This is a genomic window from Nocardia carnea (assembly GCF_029869215.1).
GTDB classification, from domain to species: domain Bacteria; phylum Actinomycetota; class Actinomycetes; order Mycobacteriales; family Mycobacteriaceae; genus Nocardia; species Nocardia carnea_B.
Window position 1 is genome coordinate 6,136 of record NZ_JARWPM010000152.1, and the last position, 23,513, is coordinate 29,648.

Genomic DNA, 23,513 nt, shown 5'->3' on the forward strand with positions numbered 1-23,513 from the left:
AGCCCGTCCGGGCATACCGACCGCGTTCGGCTCCGTGTATCGGGTTGACCTGCCCGGACCAGGATCAGCACGCGCGGTGGAACTCCTCCCGAAGTTCCGGCGGCAAAGGAATTGGGGGCAAGTGCGGTGGGGCGCCCGCTGATAGCTTTCCGCCTGGATAACCGGCTGGTGATGTCCAGGCGAGGACGGGCTGTCAATGAGCGACGAAGGTACCCCACCGCATCCGGATCTGGTGGAGCGATTGATGCGGTATTTAGGAGTGGTAACGGACACCCGGCTGGGACCGGACGACGACTACTTCGGCATGGGTCTGGTGAATTCGCTTCGAGCACTGGAGATCGTCGCCTATCTCGAGCGTACTTTCGACATCGAGATCGATATCGACGACCTGGACCTGGACAATTTCCGGACGGCGCGGCGGACGGCCGCCTTCGTTACCCGCAAATGCGGTCCCACCGCCGGCCTGGGGGCGGACAGGTGAGCCGGCTGGAGTCTCTACTGCGCCGCGCCGCCGAGGGTGCGGCCGAATGGGACCGCACGGGGATGCCTCGTGAAATGGTCGGCGCCGCAGCAGAAGCGGGCGTGCTCGGTATGGATCGGCCGGTGCGTTACGGCGGTCGCGGCGCGGACGCGGCGGCCACCGGCCGCACGGCCGCCGAATTGGGCACGGTGTGCACGTCGCTGCGTTCGTTGTTCACGGTGCAGGGCCTGGTCACTGCGACGATCGATCGCTGGGGCACCCCCGAGCAGCGTACGCACTGGTTGCCCGGGTTGACCGGCGGTGAGCTGGTCGCGGCTCTCGCGGCGACGGAAGCCGGGGCCGGCAGTGACCTTTCGGGAATCACCACCCGTTTCACGGGTACCGGGCCCGAGCGACGTGTGTCCGGCCGCAAACTGTGGATCACGTTCGGAGCGCTGGCCGATGTGGTGCTGGTGGTGGGGCGATCGGACGACGGCCCGGTCGCCGCGCTGGTGGAGCGGGACCAGCCCGGCGTGCAGGTGGAACCGGTGACCGATCAGCTGGGCATGCGGGGCGCGCGCATCGCGCACCTCACCTTCGAAGCGGCGCGGGTGCCCGCCGGGAACATCCTCGGCCGAGCGGGTTTCGGCTTGTCGCATGTGCTGGGAACCGCACTCGACCACGGCAGGTACACGATCGCGTGGGGCTGCACCGGAATGGCGCGGGCGTGCCTGCGCGATGCCGCGACATATGCACACGACCGGGTCCAAGGCGATACCCGGCTCGCCGACCACCAGTCGGTGCGTGCCGTGCTCGGACGCAGCTGGGTGGACGTGGCGGGCGCGGAGGCGCTGTGCGTCCGCGCGGCCGGTGACCGCGACAACCGCGAGCCGACCGCGCACCTCACCACCATCGCCGCGAAATACGCGGCAGCCCAGGCAGCGTGCGCGGCGAGCGAGCGTGCGGTGCAGATGCTGGGTGCCGCGGGCTGTGCCCCCGGGAACCGGACCGGCCGCTTCTACCGCGACGCCAAGGTCATGCAGATCATCGAGGGCGCGCGCGAGATCGCCGAACAGGATCTCGGCGAGTTCGTGCTGCGGTCCGTCGGGGAATCGCGCGCCGCGGCGGCCCTGGCGCCGGAGAGCAGACGGCGACATTCATGATCTCTCTCGGACCGGTCGCGACCGCATTCCCCGAATCCACCGTCGCGATAGCCGATCTCGCCGAGCTTTCGGAACTGCCGCCCGCTCGGCGCGCACACGCGCTGTCACTCGGCATCACCTCCGTGCGCTGCGCTCGCGACACCACGGAACACGATCTCGCCGCCGAGGCGGCCCGCGGGGCAATCGACCGCGCGGGGCTGGCGGCGAGCGAACTCGACGCACTGCTGGTGGTCGGTGGGCGTGCACCGCGCTACCTGCTCGCCTCCGAAGCCACGCGCCTGCAGCAGCGCCTCGGCGCGGATCGCGCGTTCGTCACCGGGATCGGCGAGCTCGGATGCGTATCGATCTCGGCCGCGTTCACCCTCGCGGCGGCGTTGCTGCGCGGGAACACCCGGTGCCGCACCGTACTCGTCGTCGCCGCGGCGACCGCGCCGACCCGGTTCCGCTATCGCGCGCCGATGACGATCCTCGGCGACGGAGCCGCCGCCGTTGTACTCGGTACCGGACCCGAGGGCCTGTATCAGCTGGTCGACCACGAGGTGCGCAGTGACGGCCGCTACGCGGACCTGTTCCGGATCGACTACCGCGACCTGCCGTCGGATCAGTGGCGTGAGACCTGCGCCGACGAGGCCACCTACAGCTTCCGGCTCGCGGTCGAAAGCCGCAATCGGTTCACTGCGATGAACGACGAAATGTTGTCCCGCAACGGATTACGTCTGGACGATCTGAGTTCGGTACTGATGCAGAACCTGTCGGCCGGCGCGTTCGCCTTCTGGGAGGAGGCGCTCGGCGTCGGCATCGATCCCGCCTGCCACCGCAATCTCGCCGGGTTCGGTCATCTCGGCTCGGCGGATGTGCTGGTCAACCTCGACCTCTCGGCGCGGACGCGCGCGCCGGGGGATCACCTGCTGTTACTGAACAGCAGCCCGGTCGCGGCGTGGAGCACCAGTCTGCTGCGTCGCCTGCCTGACGGCGGCACGGAAGGGATGTCTTCATGAACTCGATCGTGAAATGCCTGGTGTGGGATCTGGACGACACCCTGTGGGACGGTGTGGTGCTGGAAGGCGACGCCCGCGCACCGCGTCCGGAAGCGCGCCGGGCGCTGCGACTGCTGGACGAGCGTGGCATCGTGCACGCGGTCGCGAGCCGCGGCGAGCCCACTCCGGCGCTCGCGCATCTGGCGGCGCACGGCGTCGAGGAGATGTTCTGCGCGACGCAGATCGGCTGGGAACCGAAATCGGCGGCGGTGCGCCGGATCGCGGAGTCGCTGAACATCGGCCTGGATACCGTCGCCTTCGTCGACAACGATCCGGTCGAACGCGCCGAAGTGGCGTCCGCCCTGCCCCAGGTGCGGTGCTATGCCGCCGAGGACGTAACGGACCTACCGGATCTCGCGGAATTCAGCCCGGCGGTCGTCACCCGCGACGCACGGGAGCGCAGGCAGCGCTACCGTGCCGAAGCGCGCAGACGGACCAGCGAGCAGTCCTTCGCCGGTTCGGATGCCGAATTCCTGCGCGGGCTCGGGCTGGTGATGACCGTGCGCCGGGCGCGCGAGGCGGATCTGGACCGCGCGCACGAACTCACGGTGCGCACTCACCAGCTCAACACGACCGGCCGCACCTTCGATATCGGGCAGCTGCGGGAGCTGAGCGCGGATCCCGCGCATGAAGTGCTGATCGCGACCCTGCGCGACCGGTTCGGCGAGTACGGCGTGATCGGGCTCGCGGTCACCGAGGTGCGCGGCACGGATGCGGTACTGCTGCTGATGCTCATGTCCTGCCGGGTGATGTCGCGCGGGGTCGGTGGCGCGCTGCTGGCGCATCTGGTCGAGCGGGCGAGTGCGCGCGGGCAGCGCTGTGTCGCGGAGTTCGTGCCGACCGAGGTGAACCGGGTCATGGTCGTGACACTGCGCTTCGCGGGATTCAAGGTGCTGGAACAAGGCCCGGAACGGGTGCTGCTCGGTCACGACGGACGCACCGTGGCGCCCCACGGCGCTCATGTGCTGGTACGGCCGGCCGATGCGCCGAGGCCGCCCGGCGATCTGATCGGCGGCCTGCTGCGGCGGGCCGCCGAGTTCCCGGATCGGTGCGCGCTGATCTCCGGTGGGGAAACCCTCACCTATCGCGAACTCGTCGACCGCACCGCCGCGCTCGCCGGGCGTCTGGTCGGGGCGGGTGTGCGTCCCGGAGACGTGGTGCTGTGTCTGCTACGGCAGGACATGTGGACGGTGGCGGCGATGCTGGCCGCACTACGCGCGGGGGCGGCGTGGTGTCTGGTCGAACCCGGCCGATCCGCCGCGCAGATACGTGCACTGGTCGACGATTTGACGTGTACCGCTGTGATATTCGACGAGCACGCGGAAGCTACACCGCACGGGGAAGTGGAGACACTGCTCTCCCCCGCGTCTGCCCGGCCCGCCCTGGTACCGCTGGGCGCGACCTCACCGGCCGGCCCGCTACCCGCGTCGCCTCCTGCGTCGGCGCCCGCCTACGTCATCACCACCTCGGGATCCACCGGCGCACCCAAAGCAGTCGTGGTCAGCCGCGGCAACCTGGCCGCGATGATCTCCGGACGCGACTATCCGTGCGAAGGCGACGCGCCCGTGACGCTGTCGACCTGCCCGCTCACCGCTGACGCCGCACTGCTCTTCGGTCCGTGGGCCCTCACCCGGGGCGGGACTGTGGTGGTGCCGACCCACCGCGAGCTGCCCGACGCCGCGGCGGTCGGTGCGCTCGTGACGGGGTCACGGGTGACTCACCTGGTCGCCACACCGTCGTACTACCGGCTACTGTTGCCGATTCTGGCCGCGGCGGCCGCCGCGCCGACGGTGGTCGCGCTCGCGGGTGAGACGTTGTCCTCGTCGCTGGCCGCCCGGCATCGCGAACTGCTGCCCGGCGCGGTCCTGATGAACGAGTACGGCCCCACCGAGGCAACCGTGACCTGCGTATGGCACGTTGTCACCGATACCGCGAGGGTGCCCATCGGCCGGCCGCTACCGGGCAATTCCGCGCACGTACTCGGGCCGGAGCTGACGGCGACCACCGACGGAGACATCGGCGAGCTGTATATCGGCGGAGACCAGATCACCATGGGCTACGCCGGGCGTCCCGGCGCGACCGCGACTCGTTTCGTCGCCGACCCGTTCGCCGGCGAGCCCGGCGCGCGGATGTATCGCACCGGCGATATCGCGCGACTCACCGGCTCGGGCGATATCGACTATCTCGGCCGCGCCGACGGCCAGGTACAGATACGCGGCGCGCGGGTGGAACGAGACGCCGTGGAGGCGGTGCTGGAGACCCATCCGGGGGTCGCGCACGCGGTGACCGTGGTGCACACCCGCGACGAGATCGACGACCTCGTCGCGTTCATCGTGCCCGCCGACGGCACGGCGCCGCCCGGTCGCCGCGAACTGGCCCGGCACTGCGCCGAACGGCTCACGCCGCTGGAGGTGCCGAGCCGGTTCGTGCCGATCGACACGATTCCGATCGCCGCGGCGGGCAAGCTCGACACCGCCGCCCTGCTGGCCAGGGCCGCCGATCCCCCGCTGCCGGGGCCGTCGCGCGCCGAGTGGACCCCCGGGCAACGCGAGATCGCCGAATTGTGGTCCGCCGCGCTCGCACACGACGACTTCGATCTCGACGATTCGTTCTTCGAGATCGGTGGCAACTCGCACCGGGTAGTCGTGTTGCATCTGCTGCTCGAGCAATACCGGCCGGGGGCGATACGCGTCGGTCAGCTGTTCGATCTGCGCACGATCCGCGACCAGGCCGATGCGCTCGCGGCCGGCGCCGCGGTGCCGGCCGAACCTTCGGCACCCGACCCCATTCGAGCTTTCGAGCTGTGACCCCTCAGGAGCACACCGTGCCGGACCCCGGCAGCCACGCCACCACCCACGCGCGTGATACCGATATCGCCATCGTCGGTATCGGTGCGCGCTTCCCCGACGCTGCCGACCTCGCGGAATTCCGGGCCAACCTGGCCGCGGGGCGCGACTCGGTGGGGCCGATGCCGCCCGAACGGATCACCGCCACCGGCCTGGACGACACCGTCACGTACCTGCCGATGGGGCACCTCACCGAGATCGACGGATTCGACTACCGCTTTTTCGGGATGTCCCGCCGGGAGGCGTGTGTCACCGATCCGCAGCAACGGCTCGCCCTGCTGCTGGCCCAGCGCGCGATCGAGGACGCCGGATACACCACGCGGCGGCTGGCCCGGGCGGTCACCGCCGTCACGCTGAGTGCGGCGCAGTCGAGTTACCACTCCGCCGCGGTGGACCCCGGTCCGTTGAGCCTGCTCGGAAACGCCACCTTCGCGGGCCCGGCGCGTATCGCGCACCGGTTCGGATTCACCGGCGCGTGTTTCGGCGTCGACAGCGGATGCAACAGCGCGCTGGTGGCGGTGCACCACGCCTGCCGCGAATTACGCTCCGGGGACGCCGATTACGCACTCGCCGGTGGTGTGATCGTGCGGGTGCACGGCACTCCGTCCTGGGGTGGGGGAAGCTTTTCCGAGATCATGTCGCCCACCGGTGTCTGCCGCGCATTCGACGCCGACGCCGACGGCACCGTCAACGGCGAGGGTGGTGCGATCCTGCTGCTCACCACGGTGGCCAGGGCACTGGCCGACGGTGCCCCGATCCACGCGGTGATCCGCGGCAGCGCGACCCGGCACAACGGCGCGGCCGCCGCCACCCTCAGCACACCCAGCGCCGCCGCCCAGAGCGCCGTCATCGCCAAGGCGTGGGAGGCTGCGGGACTCGATCCGCGCGCGGCCGGTTATCTCGAAACCCACGGATCCGGGACGCGGCTCGGTGACGCGGTGGAGCTGGAATCGATCAGCGCGGTTTTCGGTGGCGGCCCCGGTCTGCCCATCGGCTCGGTGAAGACGAATATCGGTCACCTCGACCATGCCTCCGGTATCGCCGGCCTGGTCAAGGCGGTGCTGAGCGTATCGGAGGCGCAACTGTTCCCCTCGCTGCATTTCACCCGGCCGACCGGCGATTTCGACCTGGTGGCCGCCGGTATCGACGTGGTGACCGAGAGTCGCCCGTGGAGCGCTGACGGGGTGCGCGCCGCCGGAGTCAGCTCCTTCAGTCTGGGCGGCAGTATCGCGCACTGCGTGGTGTCGCAGGCTCCGCCGGTGCCCGCCACCCCGCCGTCGGGCCGCGCCCACTTGATCGGCGTTTCCGCGCGTACGCCCGAGGCGTTGAGTGAGCTGTGCGCCCGGCTCGCCGCGGCGGTGCGCAGCACCGATGCCGGGCTGGACGAAGTGGCCGCGACTCTCACCGTCGGCCGTGACCAGTACGAGCACCGGGTCGCCGTCACCGCCTCGGACACGGCGGAACTCGCCGAGGCGCTGGAGCAGGCCGCGGTGCGGGCGCACCGCGTGCCGACCGCGCCGCGCGTGGTGCTGCTGTTGTCTCCCGACGCCGTTCCGGTCCCCGTGGGCCCGGCCGGCACCGTCGCGGCGCAGTCACCCACAGTGCCCCCCGAGCTGCCCGCCAGCGGAACGACCGCGTCGGTGCTGGCCGGGCAGATCGCGGTGCACGAACGACTCACCGCATGCGGGGTCCGGCTCGCGGCACTGCTGAGTGCGGGATCGTCACGCTTCGCCGCCCGGTACCTGCTCGGCTCCCGTGACAGGGTCGAACCGGCCGAACTCGCCGCCGCGGCCCCTACTATCGACAGCGACCGGCTCCTCGACGCGGTGCGCACCCTCATGGCCTCGGGACCGGTGGTTTTCGTGGAGCCCGGCCGGGACGGGAGGCTCGCCGCGCTCATCACCGACGCCGTACCGGAGGCCGAGACAGTATCCGCAACCGCCGATACCGCCGATCTGGACGAACTACTGGGCCGGTTGTACGAATACGGTATCGACCTCGACTGGCCGGCCGTCGCGCCCGGCCACGCCCGCCGGATACGTCTGCCCGGCCACCCGATGCGCGAATCCGGCTGCTGGGTCGGCCTGCCCCGTGCCTCGGCGGCCGTCGCCGTTGCGCCCGCTGTGTCCGCCACGCCGCGCGACGACTCCGATCCGGTGCGCTGGCTGCGTCGTACCCTCGCCGAACTGCTGTACACCGACGACGAAATCGACGAAAATGCCGACTATTTCGCCCTCGGCGGCAATTCGCTGATCGCGGTACAACTGGTGGACCGGATCGAGGAGGCCTACGGCTTCCGGCCGAAACTACTCGACGTCTACGAGCGTCCCCGGCTGGCCGATTTCGCCGAGCTTCTCGCGACCGGGCGCACCGCCGGCGCCGCGCGGGCACCGATCCCGGCCCTGGTCGCGCACGACGAACCGGTCATGTCCTCGGGCCAGGAACGGATGTGGTTCCACCACCAGTTCGATCCGCGGACGACGCTGTACAACTACCCGGTCGTCCAGCTGTTGCGCGGGCCGATCGATCCCGACGCGCTGCACGGGACCTTCGACGACCTCGTCGAGCGTCACGAGACCCTGCGGTACAACTTCGCCGAGGTGGACGGCGTCGCGGTGTTGCGCATCCGTGATCGGCTCGACGACTACGTCCGCCGCGTCGACGTCTCCGCGGAACCCGATCCGCACGCCGCGGCCCGCGACCTCGTGCGTGCTGCCGCGACCGAGCCGTTCGATCTCGCCGTGGACCCGCTGTTGCGGGTACTGCTCATCACCGTGGGACCGGATACCCATGTACTGCAATTGACCTGCCATCACGCCGTCACCGACGGCGCGACACCGGCAATTCTCGCCCGCGAGCTGCCGGAGCTCTACGCCGCGCGGCGCGAGGGCCGCGCGCACCGCCTCGCGCCACTGCCGATCCGGTACCGCGACTATGCGGCCTGGCATCGCGCACTACTGGCGAGTTCGGCGCTCGACCACGAAGTCGACTACTGGCGCGAGACGCTGGCCGACGCGCCGGTGTTACAGCTGCCCACGGATTTTCCACGACCCGACCGCAAGACCTGTGCCGGCGATCTGCATCCGTTCACCATCCCCGCGCAGCTGCTCACCGATCTGCGTGCGCTGGCGGGCCGTTCATCGGTCTCGCTGTTCGTGGTCCTGCTCAGCGCCTTCTATCTGACTCTCGCGCGGCACAGTGGCCAACGCGATATCGTCGTCGGCACGCCGACCACCGGACGCGGCCGTAGCGAATTCCAGGATCTGATCGGCTATTTCAACAGTACGGTCGCCTTGCGCACGGACTTCACCGCCGACACCACGTTGCCGGAGCTGCTGACCCGGGTGCGCTCGGTCGTATTCGATGCGCTCGAACACCAGGAGATCCCGTTCGACCGGGTGGTCAATGCTGTGGCTCCGCAGCGCGACCTGTCGCGCACACCGCTGTTCGATGTGCTCTACATCCACCAGGTGACGCCACGTATGGAGCGGATCGACGAGGCGAGCGCGGAACTGTTCGATCTCGACCACGCCGCAGGAAACGAATTCGGCGGATTACCCACCGGCACTGCGAAATTCGACCTGACCCTGATCACCTTCGAATACACCGACAGCGTCCCACGCGATATCGGCGCGTGCCTGGAGTTCAGCACCGAACTGTTCACCACGCAGACGGTGGCCGCGCTCGGCGACGCGTTCCTGGAGATCCTGACGGCGATGGTGTCGGACGCCGGCGCGCCGCCCATCGAGGCGCTGATCGCCGGACCCCGGCGGGACTCGGATGTGACGACATCGATCCCCACCGATCGACCACGCGCGGGGAACATCATGGAATACGACGTGGTCACGCGTGCGATAGAGCTGGATCGTGCCGACCTCGAACCCCTCGAGACCACACTGTTCGACGCATATACGGTTCTACTCGCCTGGTACAGCGGCGGTGATCGGTTGCGTATCGGCCTGCCCGACGGCCCCGCGGGTGCACGAGACATCATCGTGACCGTCCGCCGGAACACCACCTGGCGGACGTTGCGCGCCGGCTCGGCGCAGTCGGTCGCGGGTACCGGCGCGACGCCCCTGCGCTACCTCGGCCACGCGGGAGTCGTGCCGGCGGGCGTCGCGACCGAACTGGCGCTCGCCTGGGCGCCCGACCCCGCCGAGTTGCGCCTGCACTACGCGACCGCACTGTTCGACCGGGCCTCCGCCGAGGCCATCGCCGACGAACTGGTCGCGCTGGCGCGGGCCGCGATCGGCAAACCGGACGAACCGGTGCACGACACCGTGCTCGGCATCCAAGCCGTCCAGGACGAACAGGAGGTCCACCGGTGACCGCACAGCATCGGGTCGGGGTGATCGGCGCGGGCACGATGGGCGCGGGTATCGCCCAGTGCGTGGCCGAAGCGGGTATGCCCGTCACCGTGGTCGATCCCGATCCGGCTGCTGCCGAACGTGCCCGGCGCGGTATCCGCGCGGCGCTGCGTTCGAGCGTGCTGCTGGGCCGGGGTCCGGGCCCCGGCGAGCTCGCCGAGATCACCGGCCGCATCGGGTGGTCGCAGCATGTCGAGGAGCTGCGCGAAGCCACCTTCGTTATCGAATCCGTCACGGAGCGAATCGCACTCAAATACCGCGTATTCGCCGAACTCGACCGGGTGTGCGCGCCGTCGGCGGTGTTCGCGTCGGGGACCTCGGCCATCCCCATCACCGATCTGGCCACCCGCACCACTCGGCCGGAAAGGATGCTCGGACTGCATTTCATGAACCCCGCGCCGCTGACCGAGGCGGTGGAGGTGATCACCACCGCGCAGACCGCGCCCGCCACCCTGGCCACCGCGCTCGGCTTCCTGAGTGCACTCGGCAAACGCGGCATCGTGGTCGGCGACGGTCCGGGCTTCGTCATCAACCGGGTGCTCATGCTCGCTATCGCGGAAGCCGCCACTGTCACCGAATCCGGAACCGACGCGGCCACGGTCGACGCCTTGTTCGAGGGCTGCCTCGGCCATCGGATGGGACCACTGCGCACCGCCGATCTGATCGGCCTCGACAATGTGGCCGACACGCTCGCGGTGCTGCGCGATACCACCGGCGACGGCCGCTATCGCGTACCGGACGTGCTGGCCACGCTGGTCGAGAACGGGCATCTGGGCCGCAAATCGGGAAGGGGATTCCATGCCTACCCTTGAGACGAGCACACTCGACCGCCCGCTCGAGCAGACGCCGGGGCTGGGTGCGCTGGCCCGGCGCAGCGGCGGGGGGACAGCGGCGGTCGTGCTGGCCGCGCTGGCGGTGTACACGCATCGCCGGACAGGCGCGGACCGGGTGACCGTCGGCTATCGGTCCGGTGCCACCGCGATCGAAATCGGCGTGACAGTGGCGGTTCGTGACGACTTCCGCAGCATCGCCACCCGGGTCGGGGCGCTGCTCCGGCAGCACCCGACCGGGCCTGCCGGACCGGAATGTCCGACCGCGGTGCACGACAAGGACAGCGGGTGGCAAGTCGGGGTGACCGAAGCCGAATTGCCTACGTTCGAAGGTCTTTTCGCGAAACTCGTAGCCGCTCCCGGAACTCCGGTCGCCCGGGTCGATCTCCTCGCCGAGGAGGAACGCGCGCGTATTCTGCGCCGCGGCGGCCCGGTGCGCGCCCGGGACCCGCACGCTACGACTCTGACCGGTTTCGAATCGATCACACGCCGGTCGCCCGAGTCGATCGCACTGGTGTACGGCGGGGAATCGGTCACCTACGGTGAGCTGGACACCCGCGCGAATCGTCTGGCGCGCAGTCTGGTCCGGCGTGGTGTCCGGCCGGATACGGTGGTCGGCGTTGCGCTGGCCCGTTCGATCGAAGCGGTCGTCGCGGTGTATGCGGTGCTGAAGGCGGGCGGTGCGTATCTGCCGCTGGAACCGGGTCATCCGGCCGAGCGGCTGAATCGAATCCTGACCGTGGCCGAGCCGGTGCTGGTGCTGAGCACGCGCGGCGCCGGCTTCACCACCGATACCGTGCCCGTCCACTACCTCGACGAGCCGGATGAGATGGACGGAGACGGCACCCCGCTGTGCGATGCCGACCGGCACGCGCCGCTGCGCTCCGGCCATCTGGCGTATCTCATGTTCACGTCCGGCTCGACCGGCGTGCCCAAGGGGGTCGCGGTCCCGCATGCGGCAGTGGTGGACCATCTGCGGTGGATGACCGAGCATATCGGCCTCGACGAGACCGACACCGTCCTGCAGAAGACGCCCGTCACCTTCGACGTCTCGATCTGGGAGCTGTTCTGGCCCGCGAGTACCGGAGCGACCCTTGCCATCGCACCGCCGTCGGCGCATACCGACCCGGCCGAACTGACCCGGCTGATCGCCGCACACGGGGTGACGACCCTTCAATTCGTGCCGTCGACACTGAGCAACCACCTCACGGTGGTGCCGGAGTTTCCGGCCTGCGTCCGCCGCGTACTGACCATCGGGGAGACGCTCACACCCGGCCTGGCGCAACGTTTCGGTGCGGCGACCCCCGCGCGGCTGCACAACCTCTACGGGCCGACCGAAACGACCGGCGCTGTCACGGGATACCCGGTGGACGTGCAGGACACGGCGTCGATACCCATCGGTTCGGCCGCCACGAATACGCGGGCGTACGTACTCGACGCGCGGCTGCGTCCCGTTCCCGACGGGCTGCCCGGCGAGCTGTATCTCGGGGGCGTACAGCTGGCGCGGTGCTATCAGGGCGAGCCCGCGCGTACGGCCGAGCGTTTCGTCGCGGACCCTTTCGAACCCGGTGCCCGGCTGTATCGCACCGGCGATATCGTCCGGTGGAATGCGGCGACCGAGTTGCTGGAGTACCGGAGCCGAGCCGATCTCCAGGTCAAACGCCACGGCGTACGCATCGAACTGGGCGAGGTGGAGGCCGCGCTCTCGGCGCGCGCGACGGTCGCGCAGGCGGTGGCGACGCTGCGTCCCGACGGCAGGATCCTCGGCTATGTCGTGCCGGTAGCGGGCGCGGTCTGCGCTCCCGACGCCCTCCGCACGGAATTGTCCCGCGTCCTCCCGGCCGCCATGATGCCCGACGATATCGTCGTGCTGGAGGCGTTCCCCGCCACCACCGCGGGCAAGGTGGACCGGGCGGCACTGCCCGATCCGGTGCCACAGGACATCCCGTACCGCGCGCCGTCGACGCCGGTGGAGCAGATATTGGCCGAGGTGTTCGGGCAGGTGCTCGGCCGGGACCGGATCGGAGTCGACGAATCCTTCTTCGGCTCGGGCGGCGACAGTGTGATGTCGATTCTTCTGGTCTCCCGGGCGAAATCGCGGGGCGTCCACGTCACCCCGGCGCAGGTTTTCGAACGGCCCACCGTCGCGGGGCTGTCCACACTCGCCACGACGGGAGCACCCGAGCGGCATATGCTCGCCGAACTACCCGGCGCCGGGGTGGGCGAAATACCACCGACGCCGGCCGTCCTCGCGCTCATCGAGCGCGCCGCAGCCGGTCGCGTGCCGTTCGACCGGTATGCCCAGCATATGGTGCTCGACCTGCCCGTGGGCCTCACCGCGGCCACGTTGCGTCAGGTGATCGGCGCGGTCGTCGACCGGCACGATATGCTGCGCGCACGGCTATACCGCGACGCGGGCGGCGAATGGCGCCTCTTCGCCGACCCGCCCGGATCCTTCGAGATCGGGTCGGTTCTCGGGCGCGTCGATATCTCGTCGGCCGACGATGCCGAAGCGGCCGCGATCCTCGCTCGTGAGACGAAGGCCGCGATCGACCGCCTCGACCCGGCCAACGGGATTGTGCTGCGGTGTGTCTGGCTCGATCGGGGCCGCGGCGATCGCGGTGGGCTCCTCGTTGTCGTGATCCACCACATCGCGGTGGACGGTGTGTCCTGGCGCATACTGCTCCCGGACTTCGTCGCGGCGTGGGCCCGGCTCGAGTCGGGTGGGTCGCCGCGGCTGCCCGCCACCGGCACCTCGATGCGGCGATGGGCACATGCGCTGCGCGACAGAGCAGAGGACGGCGATCTGCTCGCCCAGGGGGACCGCTGGAGAGAGCTGCTGCGCGGGCCCGATCAACTGTTCACCGATCGCCGGCTCGATCCGCGTATCGACGGCCCTTCGACGATGCGCCGCATCGTCGTCGAATTCGACGAGGCCACGACCTCCGCCGCCGTGACCACGCTGCCCCCGCGCTACGGCACCGATACCAACACTGTCCTGCTGACCGCGCTGACCGTGGCGATGGTCGCGTGGCGCGGCGGTGACAGCGCCGTCGTCCCCGTGCGGTTGGAATCCCACGGCCGGTACGGAGATCTCGTGCCCGGCGCCGATCTCGCCCGTACGGTCGGCTGGTTCACCGCAGCCTATCCGTGCCGTTTCGACCTGGCTGGTATCGATATCGCGGACGCGATCGTGGGAGGACGCGCCCTCGCCGCGGCGGTGAAAACCGTCAAGGAACAACTACTCGCCGTACCCGAGGGCGGCATCGGCTACGGCTTGCTGCGCTACTTCGACACCGGTGTCGACCTGCCGGCCGAGACCACTCAACTGTCGTTCACGTATCTGGGCGCGATCTCCGCGGCGAACGGCCCGTGGCTGCCCGCTGCCCGCGCAAGCAACCGAGATGCGATCGCCTCCGGCCTCCCCGCCGAGGTGGCCCTCGCGATCGATACCGCAGTCGTCGGTGATCGGCTCACCGCGGGCTTCTCGTTCCCCGAAACCCTGATCGGCCCCGACCGCGTCCACGACTTCGCCGAGTTGTTCGGGACGATCCTGCGCACCCTCGCGCGGCACGCGGCCGAGCCGGCCGCCGGCGGGTGGACACCCTCGGACTTCACTCCGGCCGGGCTGCGGCAATCCGAGATCGATCGCTGGGAGCGCGACTACGGCCGATTGTGCGATATCCGGGCTCTCACACCGATCCAGGAGAAGTTCGCCGACCTCGCACCCGTGGACGGGCCCGAAGTCCACACCCTCCAGGTGGTGCTGACCTGCGAAGGAACTCCCGATCTCGCCCGTTTGCGCGCTGCCGCCCAGCATGTCGTGGATCGGCATTCCGCGCTGCGGGCAGCGTTCGTCCGGGACGGCGGCTGCCGGTGGCGTCAGCTCGTCGTCGCGACCGCGCCGATCGAGGTCGGGGAAATCGACCTGCGCGGCCACGGCACCGAACTGGATGATGTCCTGGCCGCGGAACAGGTGCGCCCATTCGACCTGGAGACGCCGCCGCTCATCCGATTCCTGCTGATCCGGACCGCAGAGTGCCGCTGGGTGCTGTCGGTGACCAATCACCGGCTGCTGTTCGACGGCTGGTCCGCGCCGATCCTGATGCGAAACATGTTGAGCGCCTACGCACTCGATGTGAACTCCCCGGACGAGGTGGACGACGGGTTCGCCGCCTTCCTGCGCTGGCGGGCCGCGCAGAACCGGGAGGCCGCCGCCGCGGCCTGGCGCGCTGCCCTGCACGATCTCGCCGCGCCGACCCTGGTCGCCGCGCCGGGCGCCGTACCGAGGTATCCGGTGCGGTCGCACACCGAACACCTGGTGACGCTGACGGCCGGGCGCACCGCCGAGCTGGCCGGTGTTGCCGCCGCATCCGGTGTCACGCTGAACACCGTCCTGCAGTACGCGTGGGCGTCGGTGCTGAGTGGTCTCACCGGGTCCGACGACATCGTGTTCGGCGCGGTGGTCTCCGGACGGCCCGCGAATATCCCCGGCATCGACGCCGCGGTCGGCTCGTTCATCAACACCGTGCCGGTGCGGGTGCGCCGCCGCGACGACCGGCCGATAGGCGCACGTCTACGAGCGCTGCAGGCCGAGCAGGCGGCGCTACTCGACCATCACCATCTCGGGCCGGCCGAGATCGAGGCCGCCGCCGGCATTCCGGTGCGCGAATACTTCGACACGCTGCTGGTGTTCGAGTCGTATCCGGTCGACATCGCGCCGGTCCCCATCACCGTGGGTGATCTGGTGCTGACCGATCTGTCGTCACGGGAGATCACTCTGTTTCCGCTGACCGCGACGGTATGGCCGCGCGACCGGCTGACAGTGGCACTGAATTGGCACCGCGATCTGCTGGACGACGATCTGGCGCGCCGGATGATCGCCCGGCTGGAAGCCGAACTGGAACGGGTCGCGACCCTGCCCGCCGACGGCGCGAACGGAGAGAGATGACGCAGACGACGCAGTGCCGGATCGACTTCCCGCTGACCGCCGCGCAGCAGGAGATCTGGGCCTACACCACCCTGAACGGCGCCGACCATCGCTATCGCTTGGAAGGCTACGTCCATCTGCGGGGGCGCATCGATCCCGGCCTGTTCGAACGCGCGCTGCGCGGTGTCGTCGCGGCCGCCGAGACCTTACGCGTCCGGCTCGACACCGAAGGCCCCGAACCACGTCAGGTGATCGAGGACTGCACCGAATGGATCCTGCACCGAGGCGATTTCGGTGCGGCATCCGACCCGGTCGAGGCGGCACTGGCCTACCTGCGCGCCGCACCACCGGCCTTCGACCTGGCCGTCGCACCGCTGTTCGCCCACTATCTGCTGGACCTCGGTGCGGCGGGCCACCTCTGGGCCCTCCGCGCCCACCACATCGTCCTCGACGGCGCCGCGTCGCTGGCGCTCATCCGGGCGGTCGCGCGGGCCTACACCGCGTTGCTCGATGGTGCGCCCGCACCGGAATTCGCCGATACTGTCGCGGGATATGTCGAGCAGGACGGGCGGTATCGCGCCTCGCGCCGGTTCACCGACGACCGCGCGTTCTGGGCCGGACGGCTCGCCGGGCTGCCCGACGCGCCGATGTTCACCCATCCGCCTGTCGCTGTCGGCGCGTCCGGGCCGATACGGCACTCGGGCAGTCCCGGCGACCACGACTGGCGGGAATTCGAGCAGGCGGCAGCGCGATTCGGCGTGGACTCGCCGGCCCTGCTGGCCGCGACGACGGCGCTGCTGCTGCACGCCGACTCCGGTGCGCGCACCGTGGTCCTCGGTCTGCCGGTACCGGCCAAACGCTCCTGGCGCGCGCTCGGGATGACCTCGAACGTTGTCGGACTGCGCGTCGAGGTCGATCCCGGCGCGTCCATCGGCGCACTCGCCGCGGCGACACAGGCGGAGCTGCGAACGGTACTGCGTCACCAGCATTACCGGCGATTCGACCTGCTCGCCGACGGCACGTCCCCGGGCGGCGAGCACCGGATCACCGGCCCCGTACTCAATATCCTGCCCGCTCCACCCGCTATCCACTTCGGTGACGTGGTGGCCCGGCTGATCCCGGCATCCAGCGGATACACCGAGGCATTCGGCATCGCCGTCTATCTCGGTGACGGGCCGCCGCGCATCGATATGGACACCACCGCCGATCGGTGCGCTCCCGCGGCCCTGGCCGGTCTGCACAGCCGCTTCCTGACCGCGATGAACGACGTGGCGGCCGCGTGCGCGGAGACGCCCGCCGGTCGGCTGTCCCGCGCGCCCGCGGTGGTCGTGCCGCGTAGCCCGCACGAGGATCCGGCGGGCGTGACGGACCGCGGGATCGCGGAGGTCTTCGATTCGGTCGTTCGCCGGCACCCCGAACGCCATGCGCTCTGGTACGAGGGTGCGCATATCGGCTATCGCGAACTGCAGGTCCGCTCGCAACGGTTCGCCCACCACCTCGCGTCCCGGCACGGTGTCGGACTCGGGACACCGGTGGGTCTGCGCCTGCCGCGCACCCCGGAGCTGGTCGTCGCGGCGCTGGCTCTGCTGCGGCTCGGCGCGATCTGCGTTCCGCTGCACGAGCAGGACCCACCCGACCGTGTCGCCTGGATACTGGCCCACACCGGCACCGAACTCGTTGTCGACGATATCGCGCTGGTGCGCAGCATCTCCCACACCGCCGAGCCGGTGCCGGCCACACCGGCCGGCTCGGTACCCGCCGACGCTGCGGCCTGGCTGATGTTCACCTCCGGATCGACCGGCGCACCGAAAGGTGTACTCGCCACGCACCGGGCGATGGTGGCGCGTGCGGTGGACCGGATCGCCGCGGGGCCGGAATACGCACGAATGCTGATGCATTCGCCACACGTCTGGGACATGGTCGTCTGGGAACTCTGGATGCCGCTGTTACAGGGGCACACCGTGGTGATCGCGACACCGGACCGGCTCGGGGCCGAAGACTTCCGCCAGGTACTGCGGGCGGGAGAGGTCACTGCAGCGTTGTTGGCAACCGGGCTGTTCCAGGTACTGGCCGACGATATACCGGACAGCCTCGGCCGGCTGCGCACGTTGTCGACTGCCGGGGACATCCTGCCTCTCGATACCGTGCGCGCGATGCGCGCGGCGGCGCCCGCACTGCCCATTGTGAACATCTACGGTCCGGTGGAGGCCACCGCCTACGCCACCACCTACTCGATTCCGACCGGACCGCTGCCCGACGAGGCGATTCCGGTCGGCCGAGCCGTGGACTGCACCGAGGTACTGATTCTCGACACCTTGCTGCGCCCGGTACCGCCGGGCATGGTCGGTGAGATCTATCTGACCGGAGCGGGTCTCGCACAGGGATATCACCGGATGCCCGGCCGCACCGCAACCGTTTTCACGGCCAACCCCTTCGGCGCCCCGGGGTCGCGGATGTACCGCACCGGCGATCACGGCAGTTGGGGCGCCGACGGCACCGTGCGGTTCCTCGGCCGCGGGGACCGGCAGGTCAAGGTCAACGGCATCCGCGTGGAGCCCGGCGAGATCGAACACGCGATCCGGAATATGCCGGGGGTGATCGCGGCGGTCGTCACGGCGCACCGGGTGGCGGCGGGCAAAAGCCTGGTCGCCCATGTGGTCGCCGCCGAACCGATCGACACCGCGGTGATGCGGAACCGGCTGGCGCGGGTCCTGCCCGCTTATCTGCTACCGGCCGTGATCGTGCAGATTCCCGCCCTACCGCTGACGGCCAACGGCAAAGTCGACCGGACCGCGTTGACCATGCCCGCCGCCGCCGACGCGGAGCCCCCGCGGACACCGCGCCGGCAGATCCTCGCCGGGCTGTTCGCCGACGCCGTCGGACAGCAGCAGGTCGGCGTGCAGGACGACTTCTTCCGTATCGGCGGGAACTCGCTCGCCGCGATCCGGCTCGCGGCGGCGGCGAGCCGGACCTTCGGTGTCGTAGTGAGTCCGCGCGATCTGCTCGACGCGCCCACCGTCGCCGCGCTGGAGCGGCGCATCGCCGATCGCGGCGGCGATCCCGGCGCCGCCGACCGGGAATCAGCGGCCGTCGCGTATCGGGAGAGCGACGGGACCGCTTCCCGCCCCGATGACGCGATTCCACTCGCACCGAGCCAGCAGCGACTCTGGACGGTCAACTATCTCGGCGACGGCGCCGCCGATTACTTGATGCCCGCCGCCGTGGACCTCATCGGCCCACTCGACGCGGCGAGCGTGCGCGCGGCAATCCGCGATGTGGTGCGCAGGCACGAGATACTGCGGACCACCCTGCCTTTCACCGCTGCGGGGCCGATCCAGCGGATCGCGGCATTCGACGAGGACGCTGTCGACTACCGCGAGATCACCGACGTCGAGAACCTGGACCGATTGCTGACAGCGGAGCTGGACCGAGGTTTCCGGCTGCTCACCGAGGCGCCGCTGCGGGTGCGGTTGTACCGGCTGACGCCCGAACATCACGTTCTGCTCGTGATCCTGCATCACTGCGCGGGTGACGCCGAATCACTGGCACTGTTGCTCCGCGAATTCGAATTCGCCTACCTGGCACGCGCCGGGGGTACGGCACCCGGCTGGCCGGCGGCGCCGGTCCAGTTCGCCGATTACGCACGATGGTTGGGGGAACACGGCGGCGATCCCGCCCACGCGCGGTACTGGCGTGACCGGCTGACCGGACTGGAGTACACCCCACCGCTGGCCGTCGACCACCCGCGGTCCGCTGCCGGTGCATACCCGGCGGCGCTGGTGCCGTTCACCCTCGACGCGGCCACCCACGCCGCGGTGCGGGACACCGCCCGCCGCAGGGGGGCGACCACCTACGCCGTCTTGCACGCAGCCCTCGTCCACGCCCTCACCGAGATGGGTGCCGGACCCGATCTGGTCATCGGCACGGCATCGAGTGGACGCGATCGTCCCGAACTCGACACGATGCTCGGCTGTGCGGCCGAGATAGTACTGATTCGCACCGACCGCACCGCAGCACCGGCCGCCGGACAACTGATCGACCAGATTCGCGACCGCATCCTGGAAGCCCACGAGAACAGGCACTACCCATTCGAACGAGCCACGGCCGCCCACACCGGACCGGACCGCCCACTGCCCCAGGTCGTCACCACGTTCTTCCGCGATATCCCGGTCCCGGGCGGCGCGGGCGATATCGAGGTCCGGCTGCGCGCACTGCCGCCGCAACGAGCGGAGTTCGAGATCCTCATCCAACTCGGCGAGGCCATCGGCCCGGGCGGCGAGCCGGCCGGCATCCACGGCGAGATCCGCTACGCCGCACCGCTGTGGGAGGCCACGACCATCACCGCGCTCGCACGCGGCCTGCGGTCCGCGATCACCGCACTATCGAACGGTTAGGCGACCCGGCGCATCGGCGGATGCTCTGGATCCGGCCGGACGGAGGCGTCATGACCGGGCCCCGGTAGCGGATCCGGTGACATGGCCCGAGGGCCGATGAGGAAAGGTCGACACTGCGGGGGCCCGGTGACATACCTTCCCGAAACTGTGGCCCTGTTATCGACTGCGATCCGGTCCAGCGCCTCGTGGACGCGTTGCTCGAGCGAGGCAGCATGCGGCCTGCTCTCGGCAGTGCTGATCACCAGTGCGATGAGTCGGTCGCGCAGAGCTCGGCTCGAACGCGGGCGGCCGGCCACCGGCATGGCCTGGACCCGGATCTCGCCGAGCACGGTCGCGAGCTGCGGGCAGTCCGCCCACCGACCCGATCCACTACCTCTGAGCGCGCACCATCGGCCGTCCGGCCGTGGTTGATTGAGTGGGTGTATCGCAGTCACCAACGCCTGGTCCACACCAACGGTGTGACGCTGAGGTTGACCGAGGCCGGGGATCCCGGGGCGCCGGTCATCCTGTTGGCCCACGGATTTCCGGAGCTCGCGTACTCCTGGCGGCACCAGATTCCCGAACTCGCCGCGGCCGGCTATCACGTCCTCGCCCCCGACCAGCGCGGATACGGCGGTTCGAGCCGACCCGAACCGGTCGAGGCCTACGACATCGCCCACCTCACCGCAGACCTCACCGGCCTGCTGGACGATGTCGGTGTGGAAAAGGCGGTGGTCATCGGCCACGACTGGGGCGCGACCGTCGCCGCCGGCTTCGCACTCCTACATCCGGATCGCATCTCGGCCCTCGCGGTATTGAGCGTGCCTCCTACTCCGAGGCCGCCCGCACCGCCGATGCAGATCCTGGCACGACGCTTCGGCGAGAGCTTCTTCTACATGCTCTACTTCCAGCAGGTGGGACCGGCCGATACCGAACTCGGCAGCGACCCCGCCACCGCCATCCGCCGCATGCTCAGCGGCCTGCGCGACGGCGACGACCCCCGCGACCAGGCGACCACCCGCCGCCTCTCGGCGCCCGGCCCGCAGGGATTCATCGAACGGCTCCCCGAACCCGACCGAACCCCGGACTGGATCACCGACGACGACATCGACTATTACATAGCCGAATTCACACGTACGGGATTCACCGGTGGCCTCAACTGGTACCGCAACTGGCACCTCCTCGCCGACGCTCCCATCTCGACCATTCGGGTGCCCACCCTGTTTCTTGCCGGGACCGCCGACTTCGCCCTACGCAACACGCCTCGGCAGCGGATCACCGAGATAGTCACCGGCCCGTACCGCGAAGTCATGATCGATGGCGCCGGGCACTGGGTGCAGCAGGAGCGGCCGAGCGAAGTGAATACCGCGCTCCTCGATTTCCTGCGGCCGGAGAGCTGACCGAGCCGCGGGGATATCTCGAGCGCTGGTCGGCCACCGCGCCGCGACGCCTACGGTCTTTCCACGGGTGACTTCCGTGTGAGTGCGGCGCCGCCCGATGCGGTCGCGGGCGAACGTGGCCTCAGTTCAACAGGTCCAGGCACACCGTGAGCCCGCTCGACGCCGGGTTGTAGCCGTAACCGCCCGCCGCCTCCTCGGTGTAGACCACATCCGCCTCCGGGTGTTGATTCCCGCAGAACAACTCGCCCATGCCCACGGGACCGACCCGAGAACCCGCGCCTGGGCATCGGGGTCCGTGCACGCGACGATGACGATATCGGGGGCGTCGTCATCTATCTCGATGGGTGCGTGCCTGTTCCGGACGCATTCACCGGGCAGAGCTGTATGTATCCCGTTCACCCCGCTGTACGGCACCGAGGACCCCACGGTCGGCACGCCGGGCCCACCATACGGCGCGTACCCACCATAGGCGCCGGCGCGGCGGGCGGCACGTAGACCGGTGCTGTCATGCGCGCCGTGCTCGACCCCGCCGCCGCGTCCTCCGCTGGAGGTGAGACGAACGCCCCCAGGATCGAACTCGATACCCAGATCACCGGCATCACCATCCCGATGATCTGCGGCCGGCGCGTCAACGGTTTACCCGGGTCCAGCGGCGTATGCGGCGCCCCGGGAACCGGCGCACCGAGCCGCAGCAGTTCGGCCCGCTCCCCGAGATTGTTCAGCAGCACCACCGGGTTGATCAGCGCGCACAGCGCGCTCCACCAACCCTGCCACAAACTGTCCCCCTGCATCTGACGGAACACCGCCAACCCGCAGTCCCGGCCGAAGATCTCGTCCCGCTTCAAGAACCCTCATCTTCACCAGCAGTCCCTGATGACCTCGGATAGTCGCCCGCACGGCAGGCGTCGACCCGCATGTCCAACAGTACAACCCGTCTCCCACGGCGGGTCCGGATTCCGCCGGCCACTCCTGCTCCACCACTGCCACACCTGTCCATCGATCCGAAGCGAACCGAGAACAGAATCACATTCGCTTCAAAACCACATCGCTACTTCTCGATGGACACCACGTCGTTTCCTCCGATCCCGTGTACTGGTGATCCAGCCGGATCCGGCTGCCACTGTCCATCGCGCGTCGAACAGGGCCCCGAGAGTGAGTGACGCTGCCGGGTTCGTCACGAGCATCCAGGAGCAGGCGGTTGCTTCCTGGGTGAGCTATCTCAACCAGCTCCGCATAGACCAACCTGCTGAGCGCGCTGAATCGGCAGGACGAGAACCTTCAGGACGCGCTCACCAGCGTCGACGAGGCCGTCAGGAAGATCGATCTCGAGGTGGTCGCCGCCAACCGTGGCGGTCAGCGTGGCATGCACGGGTTCATCGCCGAGATCGCCGAGGTCGGGATCGGCAATGCCCGAAGGCAGATCCTCGGCCACGAGGCCGACTACCGGCGGGTCAACGACAACGGACCCGTCGACCTGATACGCGGAAGTGTCGAGATCCAGCAGAAGTTCGTCGCAGCGGGTGGCCGATTCTCATTGGGTGCCATCGCTGTGCACCTCGAGAAGTATCCCGAATATGAAACCGTCGCATGGTCGCTGACGAAGCGAGAGACGGCACTGATCGAGCGTTACCTCGACGAACAGCGCACGCTCGACCGGCAACTCACCGCGCAGTACCAATCCATACTGGAAAAGTTGGACCAGAGCATGTCGGACTATCTCGGACTGCTCGAGAAAGCCTTCGCACCCGACGTGCGGGTCGCGTTCATCGGATCGGCCGAGCTGGCGGCGGAACTCGGCGTGGCTTCGGAAGAGATCCTGGACTCCGATGAAAAGGTCGACGCCTACTTCCTCGACTAAGCCGTACCGGGGCAGCCGCCGTCTCGGCCGTCGCCCGGTACACCCACAGCCGCCGGCTCAGCGGATCTGTCGCGGTATCTTGCCCGCATCTCCGGCCCGGCCGCGGGTCCTGCCGTGAAGACGAACCGCGGATCCGCTACCGAAGCACCCGACACCGGATCGCTGACCACCGGTTCGACCTCGCGCCCTGTCTCGGAGTCCACGAGAATCATCGCCCGCTGTTCGGGAGGGAGTTGCGCATTGCGCCAG

General features: G+C 69.5%; 12 protein-coding genes and 2 pseudogenes. 10 read left to right on the forward strand and 4 right to left on the reverse strand.

Annotated features, from left to right (window positions below; translation table 11 throughout):
- The first annotated feature begins 196 nt into the window (after positions 1-196).
- From QH276_RS10170 to QH276_RS10210, 9 genes are all read left to right on the forward strand, one after another.
- Complete coding sequence (locus QH276_RS10170; RefSeq protein WP_280398059.1) at positions 197-481, forward strand: acyl carrier protein; 285 nt, start codon at positions 197-199, stop codon at positions 479-481.
- Positions 478-1,623 (forward strand): acyl-CoA dehydrogenase family protein, encoded by a 1,146-nt coding sequence (locus QH276_RS10175; RefSeq protein ID WP_280398060.1) that lies wholly within the window; start codon positions 478-480, stop codon positions 1,621-1,623. The genes QH276_RS10170 and QH276_RS10175 overlap by 4 nt, the downstream gene beginning before the upstream one ends.
- Complete coding sequence (locus tag QH276_RS10180; RefSeq protein WP_280398061.1) at positions 1,620-2,621, forward strand: 3-oxoacyl-ACP synthase; 1,002 nt, start codon at positions 1,620-1,622, stop codon at positions 2,619-2,621. Before QH276_RS10175 ends, QH276_RS10180 begins: the two co-directional genes overlap by 4 nt.
- On the forward strand, positions 2,618-5,467 hold the full coding sequence (locus QH276_RS10185) for an HAD-IIIC family phosphatase (protein ID WP_280398062.1): 2,850 nt from the start codon (positions 2,618-2,620) through the stop codon (positions 5,465-5,467). Before QH276_RS10180 ends, QH276_RS10185 begins: the two co-directional genes overlap by 4 nt.
- Positions 5,464-9,834, forward strand: coding sequence for a condensation domain-containing protein (locus QH276_RS10190; protein ID WP_280406705.1), 4,371 nt, complete (start codon positions 5,464-5,466; stop codon positions 9,832-9,834). Before QH276_RS10185 ends, QH276_RS10190 begins: the two co-directional genes overlap by 4 nt.
- The gene (locus QH276_RS10195) at positions 9,831-10,685 is read left to right on the forward strand and encodes a 3-hydroxyacyl-CoA dehydrogenase family protein (RefSeq protein WP_280398064.1); all 855 of its coding nucleotides are present in this window, start codon (positions 9,831-9,833) and stop codon (positions 10,683-10,685) included. The genes QH276_RS10190 and QH276_RS10195 overlap by 4 nt, the downstream gene beginning before the upstream one ends.
- On the forward strand, positions 10,672-15,654 hold the full coding sequence (locus tag QH276_RS10200; RefSeq protein ID WP_280398065.1) for a non-ribosomal peptide synthetase: 4,983 nt from the start codon (positions 10,672-10,674) through the stop codon (positions 15,652-15,654). The genes QH276_RS10195 and QH276_RS10200 overlap by 14 nt, the downstream gene beginning before the upstream one ends.
- Entirely contained in the window at positions 15,651-20,027 is a 4,377-nt protein-coding gene (locus tag QH276_RS10205; protein WP_280398066.1) for an amino acid adenylation domain-containing protein, read from the forward strand. Before QH276_RS10200 ends, QH276_RS10205 begins: the two co-directional genes overlap by 4 nt.
- A gap of 419 nt (positions 20,028-20,446) precedes the next feature.
- Positions 20,447-21,406, forward strand: a complete 960-nt coding sequence (locus tag QH276_RS10210; protein ID WP_280398067.1) for an alpha/beta fold hydrolase — start codon at positions 20,447-20,449, stop codon at positions 21,404-21,406.
- 121 nt (positions 21,407-21,527) lie between these two features.
- Here the strand turns inward: QH276_RS10210 and QH276_RS10215 are convergent, their stop codons facing one another.
- From QH276_RS10215 to QH276_RS10220, 3 genes and pseudogenes are all read right to left on the reverse strand, one after another.
- The gene (locus QH276_RS10215) at positions 21,528-21,662 is read right to left on the reverse strand and encodes a hypothetical protein (protein WP_280398068.1); all 135 of its coding nucleotides are present in this window, start codon (positions 21,660-21,662) and stop codon (positions 21,528-21,530) included.
- A gap of 14 nt (positions 21,663-21,676) precedes the next feature.
- Positions 21,677-21,841 (reverse strand): annotated as a pseudogene (locus QH276_RS35515) (hypothetical protein); the annotation flags it as partial.
- Complete coding sequence (locus tag QH276_RS10220) at positions 21,802-22,251, reverse strand: hypothetical protein (RefSeq protein WP_280398069.1); 450 nt, start codon at positions 22,249-22,251, stop codon at positions 21,802-21,804. The gene QH276_RS10220 and the pseudogene QH276_RS35515, both read right to left, overlap by 40 nt.
- Positions 22,252-22,736: 485 nt before the next feature.
- Here QH276_RS10220 and QH276_RS10225 point away from each other — a divergent pair, with 485 nt between their 5' ends.
- A complete protein-coding gene (locus QH276_RS10225; RefSeq protein WP_280398070.1) occupies positions 22,737-23,264 on the forward strand; it encodes a hypothetical protein in 528 nt (175 codons plus the stop codon).
- Here the strand turns inward: QH276_RS10225 and QH276_RS10230 are convergent.
- Positions 23,261-23,513: pseudogene (locus QH276_RS10230) on the reverse strand (hypothetical protein); the annotation flags it as partial. The gene QH276_RS10225 and the pseudogene QH276_RS10230 overlap by 4 nt on opposite strands.